Here is an 11,634-nt window from a genome sequence, read left to right as displayed (position 1 = left end):
GCCCCCGTCCCAGCGCCAGGCCGGGCGTATGCCTCGACCCGATCAACAGCCGGCCATGCGCGGGCAGGCTGCCGATCAGGTCCTGGACCAAGTCCAGCACGGCGGGCGCGGTGATGGCTTCGAATTCGTCCAGAATCAGCGCAAAGGGCGCGGACTGCGATGCGACGGCTTCGACCAGCGCCAGGGCCAGCGTGTCGTCCGGCCCGCCGCCTTCGCGCAATGAGGCCGCGGCGGCGCCCGACAGCGGGCCCAGCGCCGCCGTCAGGCATCGCAGGAACCGCGACAGGTCGTTGTCGGCGCGGTCCAGCGTCAGCCACGCCGTGCGCATGGGCCGCGCCTGCATCAGCGCCTGGCATTGCGCCAGCAACGTCGTCTTGCCATAGCCCGCCGGACCCCGCGCCACGACGACCTTGGGGCCGTCCGGGCGGCAGATCTGTTCGCATAGCTGCTGCCGGGCGATGTGGTCGCCGTGAGGCGCCGGCGCGCTGAACTTGCCGCTGGCCAGCGCGTGTTCCACCGAATACGAATGACGCATGAGCTGCCTGTGGGACGAAGGGTCTGTGCAGTGCGGCATCGCCCCGGGTTAACCCGCGCGGAACTGAAAAATCGTCGCTTTGGACGAAGGCGAAAACGCGTGCCTACGATACAAAAGGACGCTCCCCAGAGCAATACGCCGCATAGACGGCGCCAACCGACAACGGAGACAAGTCCATGGCAATTCTGAAACTGACGTTAGCGCTGGCGGGCGCGGCCCTGGCCGCTGGCAGCGCGCAGGCGCAACCCGCGACGGGTCCCGTGAAAATCGGCGTCATGGCCGACATGAGTTCGGCGTATTCGGACATCGGCGGCAAGGGTCTCGTCGAAGCGGCGCGCATGGCGGTACAGGACTTCGGCGGCTCGGTGCTGGGCAAACCGATCGAACTGGTGTTCACCGATGGGCAGAACAAGGTCGACGTGGCCAGCGCGGCTGCGCGCCGCTGGATCGACCAGGACGGCGTGGACATGATCACCGACCTGCCCACATCGGCGCTGGCCCTGGCCATCAGCGAATTGGGGCGGGAAAAGAAGAAAGTCGTCATGGTGACCAGCGCGTCCACGTCGGAGCTGACGGGCAAGGCTTGTTCGCCCTACACGGTGCACTGGACCTACGACACCTACGCACTGGCCAACGGCACGGGCGCGGCGGTGACGGACCAGGGCGGAAAGAACTGGTACTTCCTGACGGCGGATTATTCGTTCGGCTACGCCTTGCAGGGCGACGCGTCGGCCGTCATCGAAAAGAAAGGCGGCAAAGTGCTGGGTGCAGTGCGCTCACCGTTGAACTCGCCGGATTTCAGCTCCTATCTGTTGCAGGCGCAAAGCTCCAAGGCCGGCATCATCGGCCTGGCGCTTGGCGGCAACGACGTCATCAGCGCCATCAAACAGGCGGCCGACTTCGGCATCGGGCGCCCGGGCAGCCCGCAGAAGCTGGTGGCGTTGCTGGCGTTCCTGTCAGACGTGAAGTCCATCGGCTTGCCGCTGGGTCAGGGCCTGCTGCTGACCGAGGCCTTCTACTGGGATCAGACCGACGCCACGCGCGCCTGGTCGCAACGCTTCCAGGACAAGATGGGCCGCAAGCCCACCATGACGCAGGCGGGCACGTACGGCGCGGTTACTCACTACCTGAACGCCGTGAAGGCCGCAGGCACCAAAGACGCCGACGCGGTCATGGCGAAGATGCGCGAGACGCCCGTCAACGACTTCATGACTAAAAACGGCACGCTGCGCGTGGACGGCCGCGTCGTGCGCGACATGTACCTGTTCCAGGTGAAGAAGCCCGAAGAATCCAAGGGCGAATGGGACCTCTACAAGCAGCTTGCCGTGATCCCCGGCGACGTGGCGTTCCGTCCGCTGGGCAAGGGCGGCTGCGCGCTGGCCAAATCGGCCGGAGGCGCGGAATGATCAGCTACGACGTCGCGGCATTCGGCCAGCCGCTGGCCCGCAATGAACGCCCGACGCCGGCCCCCGTCGGCGCGCAGGTGTTGTTGCGGGTGCTGGCGGCGGGCGTGTGCCACACCGATATCCATACCTGGGAAGGCGCTTACGACCTGGGGGGCGAGAAGCGCCTGCGCATGGCGCAGCGTGGCGTGACGCTGCCGCTGACGCTGGGCCATGAAACCGTGGGCGAAGTCGTCGCGGCCGGTCCCGATGCGAAAGATGTGCGGCCAGGACAACGCTTTCTGGTCTACCCGTGGATTGGTTGCGGCGAATGCAAGGTGTGCCGCCGCGGCCGCGAAAACCTGTGTGCCGCGCCGCGGTTCCTGGGCATCTTTCGGCCGGGCGGCTATAGCGATCACATCATGGTGCCGGACGCGCGCTATCTGGTTGGCATCGGCGACCTGTCGCCCGCGCAGGCCGCGCCCTATGCCTGTTCGGGGCTGACGACGTACAGCGCCATCCAGAAGATCCCGGCCGAGGTGCTGAAAGAAGAGAGCGTGGTGGTGGTGGGCGCAGGCGGCCTGGGCCTGATGTGCGTCACCTTGCTGTGCGCGCTGGGTTGCCCGAACGTCGTCGTGCTGGAGCCCGACGGCGCGCGGCGGGGCGCGGCGCTGGCGGCCGGGGCACACGCGGCGGTCGATGCCCGTGCGACGGATGCGCTGGATCAGGTGCGGCAGGCGGCCGGCGCCGTCTGGGCGGTGATCGATTGCGTGGGGGCGGCGGCGACCGTGCAGCAAGGCATGGACCTGCTGACCAAAGGCGGGCAGTTGATCCTGGTCGGCCTGTTCGGCGGCGAACTTACCGTGTCGCCCGCGCTGATCCCCATGCGCGCCATCAGCATCGAAGGGTCCTACATTGGAAACCTGGACGAACTCAAGGCGCTGATGGCGCTGGTGCGCGAACGCAAACCTCGCGCCATTCCCACGGCATGCCGGTGCCTGGACGATGCGCAATCCGCCCTGGCCGACCTGGCTGCAGGGCGCGTCGTGGGACGGCTGTTGCTTACCCCCGGTCCGCTTGGCGCCGATGCGGCCCCTATCACCTCTTCTCAGGCTAATCACCCATGACGTTGAATCTGGATTCCGATTACACGATGACGCTGGACGGCCGCGGCGAGGCTTCCGCGCAGACCTTTGATGTGTTGAACCCGGCCACGGAGGCGCGCATTGCCGCGGCGCCCGACGCGTCGCTGGATCAATTGAACGCCGCGATCGCCGCCGCGCGCGCCGCGTTCGGCCCGTGGCGCGACCGGCCCATCGCCGAGCGCCAGCAGGCCTTGCGTGCGATGGCGGACCGCCTTGAGGCGCACGCCGACGGTTTCATGCGCCTGTTGACGCGTGAACAGGGCAAGCCCCATGCGGACGCCAGGTCGGAAGTGGGCCGGTGCGTCGTGTGGCTGCGCGAATTTGCCGCGCGCGAGCTGCCGGTGGACCGCTATGACGACGGCGTGGGTCATCTGTTCGAAACGCGGCGCGTCGCGATCGGTGTGGTGGCGGCGATCTCGCCCTGGAACTTCCCGATGACGCTGGCCATCTGGAAAATCGCGCCCGCGCTGCTGGCGGGCAACACGGTGGTGCTCAAGCCTTCGCCGTACACGCCGCTGACCTCGCTGAAGATGGGCGAGCTGTTCCGCGATGTGTTGCCGCCCGGCGTGCTGAACGTGATCAGTGGCGGCGACCGCCTGGGGCCGTGGCTGACCGAACATCCGGGTATCGACAAGATCGCCTTCACGGGGTCGACGGTCACGGGCCGCCGCGTGATGCAAAGCGCCTCCGCGCGTCTGAAGCGCGTGACCCTGGAACTGGGCGGCAACGACGCCGCCATCGTGCTGCCCGATGTGGACGTGAAGGACACGGCGGCCAAGCTGTTCTGGGGCGCGTTCCGCAATTCGTCGCAGTATTGCCTGGCGACCAAGCGGCTGTACGTGCATGAGTCCATTTACGACGCGTTCGCCGATGCGCTGGCAACGGTCGCGGCCGGGGTGGTGGTGGGCGACGGCGCGCAGCCCGGCACGGGGCTGGGCCCGATCCAGAACCGGGTCCAATACGAGCGCGTGAAGGAGTTGATCGCCGATGCCCACCGCACCGGCGTGCGCTTTCTGACGGGCGGAGACGTGCCCGAGGGCAAGGGCTACTTCGTGCCGGTCACCATCCTGGACAACCCGCCGGATGATGCGCGCAGCGTGGTGGAGGAGGCGTTTGGTCCGGTGCTGCCCTTGCTGAAGTATCGCGACGTCGACGAGGCCGTCCGCCGCGCCAACGACACTGAGTATGGGCTGGGTGGGTCGGTCTGGTCGCGTGATGTCGCCCAGGCGCAGGCCATCGCCCGCCGGCTGGAAACCGGCACGGTGTGGATCAACCACATCCATGTCATGTCGCCGAACGTGGCCTTTGGCGGCCATAAGCAGTCCGGCGTGGGCGTGGAGAACGCGTTGGACGGACTGCTGGAATACACCAACGTGCAGACGGTGTCGGTGCTGGCCTAGGCACTTATGCCGCGCAGCGGCCGGCGGTGCGGTTGCGGCAGACGCCTGGCCACAACCGCAGGGCCAGCGCCGCGGCGGCGGCACCGGTCGCCACCAACGTAACGCCCGTCCAGCCCCATTGGGCCAGCGCCAGGCTGCCCAGCGCGCCGCCGGCGGCCATGCCGATGAACACGCCCGTCATCAGGATGGCGTTGAGCCGGCTGCGGGCGGCGGGGTCGATGCCGTAGACGATGCTCTGATGCGCAATCAGCGACGTCTGAATGCCCAGGTCGAACCCGATGGCGCTGCCCGCGATCAACCACAGCGCGGCATGCGGCGGCAGCAGCGGCAACAAGAACATCGCGGCGAACGACACCATGGTCAGCCCGGCGCCCAGGCTGGCGACGGCTTGCGGACCCCGCGTGTCGGCCACCCGGCCGGCCAGTGGCGCGGCCAGGGCGCCGGCCGCGCCCGCCAGGCCGAACGCCCCTGCGGCGCCTGCGCCCAGGTGAAACGGCGCGCCGTGGAGCATCACGGCCAGGGTCGACCAGAACGCGCTGAAACCCAAGGACAGCAAGCCTTGCGCCATGGCGGCGCGGCGCAGCGCCGGATGTTGGCGCCACAGGGTCGCAAGCGATCCCAGCAGGGCACGGTAAGCCAGTTGCGTCGTGGGGACGAAACGCGGCAGGCCGCGCCAGAGCGCCGCGCCCAGCGCCACGATGGTCACGGCCGCGGCGACGAACATCGCGCGCCAGCCGAACTGTTCGGCCACGAAACCGCTGACCACTCGCGAAAGCAGGATGCCCAGCAGCAGGCCGGTCATGACGGTGCCGACGATCTTGCCCCGTGATTCGGCGGGCGCCAGGTGGGCGGCGGCCGGCACGATATCTTGCGCTAGCGTGGCCGACAGGCCCACGGCGAAGCTGGCCGCCAGCAGCAGGCCGATGGACGGGGCCACGGCGGCCGCCAGCAGCGCCAGGCTCAGCACCGCCGCCTTGATCAGAATGATGTGCTTGCGGTCGTGGCGGTCGCCCAGCGGCGCCAGCAGCAGAATGCCAAAGGCATAGCCCAGCTGTGTCAGCGTGGGAATCCAGCCCAACGTCGCGGCGCTGGCGTCGATGTCCGCGCCCAGCACGCCCAGCATGGGTTGGCTGTAATACAGGGACGCAACCGCCAGGCCAGCGCCGACGGCAAGAAGAAGAACCAGGCTGCGGGACAGGGCAGCGGGAGAAGTCCGGGAGGTCATGTTGGCTATCCGATGGATCAGGTACGGAACGGATTCTGGGCGCCGCGCCCGGGTTTTGGTAGCCGATCCCAAGGTACATCCGTTATACGATAGACGTATGACCACCTCTGCCCTGAACGCCGCGGCCGGCACCGACCGCCTCCTGCTGATCGAAACTTTCGTGCGCATCGTCGAGGCGGGCAGCCTGTCGGCCGCCGCCGCGCAGATGGGGGGCACGCAGCCCACGGTCAGCCGGCGCCTGCAGTTGCTGGAACGCACGATGGGCGTGCGGCTGCTGCAGCGGTCCACCCATGCAATTCGCCTGACGGAAGATGGCCAGCGTTGCTATGAGCGCGCCAAGGACCTGATCGCCACCTGGCAGTCGTTTGAAAGCGAGGTGCGCGGCGCGGGCGATGAACCCATCGGCACGTTGCGCGTGGTGGCGCCGCATGCCTTCGGTCAGGACCAGTTCGTCGAGCCGCTGGCAAGGTACCTGCAGCAGTATCCGAACATGCGGGTGGAATGGCTGTTGCACGACCGCATGCCCGACCTGATCGCCGAGAACGTGGATTGCGCGATCCGCGTGGGGGCGGTCACCGACCCGTCGGTGATCGCCGTGAAGCTGGGCGACGTGCCGCGCATCGTCGTCGCGTCGCCCGCCTTGCTGCAAGGCGCGCCGGTGCCGCAACAGCCCGCCGAACTGGCGCGCCTGCCCTGGCTGGCGCTGCGCACGTTCTACCGCACCGAAGTCAGCCTGACGCATTGCGGGTCGGGCGACGCCGAGCGTTTCGGCATCCAGCCCCGGCTGTCCACCGATGGCTTGCATGCGCTGCGCAAGGCGGCCGTGCTGGGATTGGGCGTGGCGCTGGGGTCGGCCTGGGCCATGCAGGAAGACCTGGCGGCGGGCCGGCTGGTGCATCTGGCGCCGCAATGGCAGGCGGACCCGCTGCCGGTGTCCCTGGTCTATGCGCCCTCTCGTTTCCAGCCCGCGCGGTTGCGCCGCTTCATCGAAACCATGCGCGAACACCTGCCCATGGAATTAGCCGGCGGTTGACGCAACCTGCGCGTCTCCGTTGAGACGGGCAGGCCTGCCAATGCGGCGCCACCCGCCACATCGCCGTCTACGAGGCCTTGGCGCTATCTGATGCTTGCACCGCTTCATAGACCAGCGTGGCCAGCGTCAGGTCTTCCAGCGCGCTGCCCACCGCCTTGAACACCGTGATCTCTTGCGCGTTGCGCCGGCCCGGACGTTCGCCTGTCGTCAACTGGCGCAAGTCGCCCTGGATGGCGTCGCGCGTCAACACGCCGGCCTCGAACGCGGATAGCAGGTCACCCGATTTGGTCGGCGCCTCGTCGGTATCCACATAGACCGTCGTGCCGTCGAAGCAGGCGGCGTCGGTCTCGCGCATTTCGGGTTTGAAACTGCCGATCAGGTCCAGGTGCGTGCCGGGGCGCAGCCATGCGCCCTGGATCAGCGGCACGGTGGACAAGGTGGCGCAGCTGATGATGTCCGCGTCGCGAGCGGCCGCTTCCAGGTCGGTCGTGGCCTGGGCGTCGAAACCCTGTTCGCGCAAGCCTTGCGCCAGCGCTTCGGCGCCCGCGGCTCGCACGTTCCACACTCGCACGCGCTGGATGGGGCGCACAGTGCGCATGGCCTGCGCCACCAGCCCGGCGATGCGGCCCGAACCCACGATCAGAAGCGTGCTGGCGTCCGGGCGGGCCAGGTAGTCCGCGCCCAGCGCGGCGGCGCCGGCCGTGCGGTAGACGGTGACGATATCGCCGTCCACCTGGGCGATGGGCACGCCGGTCCTGGCGCTGTACAGGTTATACGTGGCGTGCAGGCCCGGCAGGCCCAGGTGCGTGTTTTCGGGAAAGATGTTGATGATCTTCACGCCAAAATAGCCGCGCTCGCTCCAGGCCGGCATGATCAGCGACGTGCCATGGGCCGTGCCGGATTGAATGGCGTGGACATGCCGCCCGGGCACCGTCGCGCCGTCGCGGAAAGCCTCGCGCAAGGCGGGGATGACGGCGTCGAAGGACAGGGCGTCCCGGGTCTGTTCCGTGTCGATGAAGCGCATGGGATCACTGCCTGAAAGGGGTCAATCAATCAAAGGGCCGCAGGCAGTCTAGCAGTGGGCATGCGGCGCCGCCCCTGGCAGGCCCTCCGCGGCTATCAATCTTTGCGCAGGCGTCATAACGCCCCGTTATCGGGTGCGCGTCCCGCTTGCGCCGGAAATGCCATAAATCCATTTTGAATCAACTGCTTGCGACGGCGCCGCCGTGCCGCGTCCAAATGGCTCCATAGTGGATTTCCCTGGGTCCACGCAGCGGGGACGCACTGGCATTCTTCGACCACCGTAAGCCCTCGGGCGCTCCAACAGAGGTTGTTTTATGCCGAGATTCGTTCCCCCCGACCATGCGCGGCCCGTACCGGGCTGCCGCACGGGCAGGCTGAATTCCGCCACCTGGACCCGCGTCGCATGATCCGGCAACTGCTCAACCGCCTTGCCATTTCGTTGCCGGTCTTGCTGGGCGTGATCGTGGTGTGCTTCGTGCTGCTGCAAGTGGCGCCCGCCGATCCCGCAGCGGTCATCGCCGGCCCGACTGCCACCGCCGACGAGCTGGCGCAGGTACGCCAGGAGCTGGGCCTGGACAAGCCGCTGCTGGTGCAGCTGACCGGCTACATGTGGCGCCTGGCGCAGTTGGATCTGGGCCGATCGATGATCTCGAATTTGCCGGTGATCGACGAGATCGGCGGCACCATCGGCGCCACGGTCGAATTGATGCTGGCCAGCGTGGTCTGGTCGATCCCTCTTGCGATCCTGCTGGGTACGCTTGCCGCCTACCGCCGCGGCAAGCTGATTGATCGCTTCGTCATGACCCTGTCCGTCGTCGGCGTGTCGCTGCCCGTGTTCTGGGTGGGCCTGCTGCTGGTCCAGCACGTGGGCGGCGCCGGCATCCTGCCCTACATCGGCCGCAACGGTCCGTTGTGGACGTTGGCCGGCCTGCAGTCCATCGCCCTGCCTGCATTGACGCTGGGGTCGGTGCTGATCGGGCCGGTGGCACGCATCACGCGGACAGCGGTCATCGAAACGCTCAGCGGCGACTACGTGCGTACCGCGCGTGCCAAGGGGGCAGGCGAATGCCGCGTGGTGCTGCGCCATGCGCTGCGCAACGCCCTGCTGCCAATCGTGACGCTGGTGGGCCTGCAAGTGGGCAACCTGCTGGGCGGCGCGGTAGTGACCGAACAGATCTATTCGTGGCCGGGAGTGGGCCGCATGGCGGTGGGCGCCATCTTCGCCGGGGACTTTCCGTTGGCCCAGGGCGCGATCCTGGTGACCGCGTTGGGCTTCATCATCATCAACCTGATCGTGGACCTGCTTTACGGCTATCTGGATCCGCGGGGACAAAAGTCATGAGCGCAGGGTTGACCCCCTCCATGGGCGCAATGCCGCCCCAGGCCGTGGCCACGCCGTTGGCCCGCATCGCCACCCGGCTGCGCCGCGATCCCATTTTGCTGCTGTCGCTACTGGCGGTCATCGCCATCGTGCTGACGGCGCTGTTCGCGCCCTGGCTGGCGCCGCACGATCCGTACTCCACCAACATGTCGATCGCGCGCAAACTGCCGGGCTGGGTATCGTCCGACGGTATTACGTATTTACTCGGCACGGACGTGCAAGGCCGCGACATCCTGTCGCGCATCATCTACGGTGTCCGCGCGACCCTGTTGCTGAGCGTGCTGGCGGTGATCGGCGGTTCGGGCATCGGCGCGGTCCTGGGCATCCTGGCGGCGTACTACCGTCCGCTGGAAGGCATGATCATGCGCGTCGTGGATGTGCTGTTGTCGTTTCCGGCGATCCTCTTTGGTCTGAGCCTGTCGGCGTTGCTGGGCCCGGGAACCTTGTCGATGGTGTTGGCGCTGGGCGTCTCGGCCATCCCGGGCATGGCGCGCATCGCACGCGGTTCTGCCATGGTCGTGATGAAGCAGGAATACATGGAAGCCGGCCATGCCATGGGCTTCGGAAATTTCTACCTGATCACCCGCTACCTGCTGCCGAACTGCTCGTCCATGCTGATGATCTACGCGACGCTGCAATTGGGCCACACCATCCTGCTGGGCTCGGTGCTGTCGTTCCTGGGCCTGGGCCCGCAGCCGCCGTTTGCCGAACTGGGCAGCATGGCCGCCGACGGCCGCAAGTTCCTGCAGATCTTCCCGCACATCTCAACGATTCCGACGATGACGATTTTCTTCATCGTGCTGGCCTTCAATCTGCTGGGCGACAGCCTGCGCGATGCGCTGGATCCCAAGCTACGTTTCTGAGTCGCGCCTGACCTACACAACACATCACAACGGGGAAACCACCACCATGACGCTCATCAAAGGCCTGGCCATCGCGCCTCTGGCGCTGACCTGCCTGTTGGCCGCGCCCATGCACGCCGTCGCGCAATCCGACAAGACGGTGTTGATTCTGCGCGAGCTGGACACCGACAAATACGACCCGCACCGCACCACCGCGCGCGGCGCGGCGGAAGTACTGTTCATGGCCGCCGACACCATGGTGGGCCTTGACTATGACATGAAGACGCCGGTGCCGGCGTTGGCCAAGAGCTGGACGGTATCGCCCGACGGCCTGACCTACACCTTCTCGTTGCGCGACAACGTCACGTTCTGCAGCGGCAGGAAGATGACGGCCAAGGACGTCGTGGCCAGCTACGAGCGTTGGCTGAACCCGGAAACGAAGGGCCTCGAGCGCTGGCGCGCCGGCCCCGTTGACAGCATCACGGCGCCGGACGACGTTACCGTGGTCTACAAGTTGAAGAAGCCCTATAACGAGCTGCTGCAGCAGATGGCGCACTACATGCACTCGGTCATCAACATCGACCAGGTCAAGGAGCTGGGCCCGGACTACGGCGTGAAGGCCTTTGACGGCACGGGCCCATACTGCTTCCAGAGCTGGTCGCCGCGCAACGAAGTGGTCTTGACCCGTCATGTCGGCTACGACTGGGGCCCGTCCATTTACCAGGACCCTAAGCCCAAGGTCGACAAGATCGTCTGGAAAATCGTCCCCGAGGAGAGCACCCGCCTGACCGCCCTGCAGAGCGGCCAGGCCGACCTGTCGCGCTATCTGCCGCAATGGGCGGTGAAGGACCTGAAGGCCGACAAGCGCCTGTTTGTCAGCCGTGCGGACCCGTTCTACTGGACGTTCTTCCTGGGTTTCAAGATCGACAAGCCCATGCTGACCGACGTGAACGTGCGCCGCGCCATCAACCTGTCCATCAACCGCAAGGCGTTGACCGAAGCCATCACGTTCGGCGAAGCGCAGCCCGCCACCAGCATGCTGGCCACGGGCACGCCGGCCGGCAGCAACGACGCCTTCCGCTATGACCCCGCCACGGCCAACAAGCTGCTGGATGACGCCGGCTGGAAGAAGCAGTCCGACGGCTACCGCTACAAGGACGGCCAGAAGCTGTCGTTGCTGCACTACGGCATCACCGGCTACTGGAAAGACATCATGGAAGCCGTGCAGGGCGACATGAAGAAAGTCGGGGTGGACCTGCGCGTGCAGCTGTTCGATTCGACGTCCGCCTGGGGCAAGCTGGCCACGCAGGAATTCGATGAGTTCAGCATGAGCTTTGGCTACATGAGCACGGGCGAAGCGCTCAACAGCTACTTTTTGTCCACCAGTGTGCCCACGCCCAATCGCATGAACTGGAAGGACCCTGAAACCGATAAGTGGCTGAAAGAAGGCAGCGAAGCGCTGGACGCCGCGGCCGCCGACGCCATCCTGTCCAAGGCCCTGATCAAGATCTCGGACGGTGCTGCGTGGATCCCGCTTTACCACGACTCGCTGTACCTGGTGGGTGGTCCGCGCATGAAGCCGTTCCGCGCGCACGGCATCTTTGGCGCGGCGGCCTACAAAGGCCTGGACATCGCCTTCAAGTAAGCCACGCCAAGGCGGCGCGGCCA

General features: G+C 66.9%; 10 protein-coding genes. 7 read left to right on the top strand and 3 right to left on the bottom strand.

Annotation, left to right across the window (positions count from 1 at the left end; all coding sequences use genetic code 11):
* Positions 1-535 (bottom strand): AAA family ATPase (locus tag ACE039_RS12765; protein WP_485822536.1); only part of this gene is annotated, 535 nt, incomplete at its 3' end.
* A gap of 176 nt (positions 536-711) precedes the next feature.
* On the opposite strand from ACE039_RS12765, the gene ACE039_RS12760 reads away from it, so the two are divergent.
* From ACE039_RS12760 to ACE039_RS12750, 3 genes are read left to right on the top strand one after another with little or no spacing between them, the layout of a single operon-like run.
* Positions 712-1,941, top strand: coding sequence for an ABC transporter substrate-binding protein (locus tag ACE039_RS12760; RefSeq protein WP_485822535.1), 1,230 nt, complete (start codon positions 712-714; stop codon positions 1,939-1,941).
* Complete coding sequence (locus ACE039_RS12755) at positions 1,938-3,044, top strand: alcohol dehydrogenase (RefSeq protein ID WP_448711819.1); 1,107 nt, start codon at positions 1,938-1,940, stop codon at positions 3,042-3,044. Before ACE039_RS12760 ends, ACE039_RS12755 begins: the two co-directional genes overlap by 4 nt.
* Positions 3,041-4,462, top strand: a complete 1,422-nt coding sequence (locus ACE039_RS12750; RefSeq protein ID WP_448711821.1) for an aldehyde dehydrogenase family protein — start codon at positions 3,041-3,043, stop codon at positions 4,460-4,462. The genes ACE039_RS12755 and ACE039_RS12750 overlap by 4 nt, the downstream gene beginning before the upstream one ends.
* A 4-nt stretch (positions 4,463-4,466) precedes the next feature.
* Here ACE039_RS12750 and ACE039_RS12745 read toward each other — a convergent pair whose 3' ends face one another.
* Positions 4,467-5,687: an MFS transporter gene (locus ACE039_RS12745; protein WP_485822534.1), complete on the bottom strand. Its 1,221-nt coding sequence runs from the start codon at positions 5,685-5,687 to the stop codon at positions 4,467-4,469.
* Between the two features lie 97 nt (positions 5,688-5,784).
* On the opposite strand from ACE039_RS12745, the gene ACE039_RS12740 reads away from it, so the two are divergent.
* Positions 5,785-6,720 (top strand): LysR family transcriptional regulator, encoded by a 936-nt coding sequence (locus tag ACE039_RS12740; RefSeq protein ID WP_485822533.1) that lies wholly within the window; start codon positions 5,785-5,787, stop codon positions 6,718-6,720.
* A 67-nt stretch (positions 6,721-6,787) separates the two neighbouring features.
* Here the strand turns inward: ACE039_RS12740 and lhpI are convergent, their stop codons facing one another.
* A complete protein-coding gene (lhpI, locus tag ACE039_RS12735) occupies positions 6,788-7,744 on the bottom strand; it encodes a bifunctional Delta(1)-pyrroline-2-carboxylate/Delta(1)-piperideine-2-carboxylate reductase (RefSeq protein ID WP_485822532.1) in 957 nt (318 codons plus the stop codon).
* Positions 7,745-8,146: 402 nt separating this feature from the next.
* Between lhpI and ACE039_RS12730 the strand changes: the two genes are divergently transcribed.
* Genes ACE039_RS12730 through ACE039_RS12720 form a run of 3 tightly spaced genes read left to right on the top strand, consistent with a single transcriptional unit; the run spans position 8,147 to position 11,611 of the window.
* Positions 8,147-9,085, top strand: coding sequence for an ABC transporter permease (locus ACE039_RS12730; RefSeq protein WP_485822531.1), 939 nt, complete (start codon positions 8,147-8,149; stop codon positions 9,083-9,085).
* Positions 9,082-9,987 (top strand): ABC transporter permease, encoded by a 906-nt coding sequence (locus ACE039_RS12725; protein ID WP_485822530.1) that lies wholly within the window; start codon positions 9,082-9,084, stop codon positions 9,985-9,987. Before ACE039_RS12730 ends, ACE039_RS12725 begins: the two co-directional genes overlap by 4 nt.
* Before the next feature lie 46 nt (positions 9,988-10,033).
* Positions 10,034-11,611, top strand: a complete 1,578-nt coding sequence (locus ACE039_RS12720; protein WP_485822529.1) for an ABC transporter substrate-binding protein — start codon at positions 10,034-10,036, stop codon at positions 11,609-11,611.
* The last annotated feature ends 23 nt before the right edge of the window (positions 11,612-11,634 follow it).

It is taken from the genome of Achromobacter maghribensis, from assembly GCF_057334215.1.
This window is presented reverse-complemented; position numbering and strand designations above follow the sequence as displayed.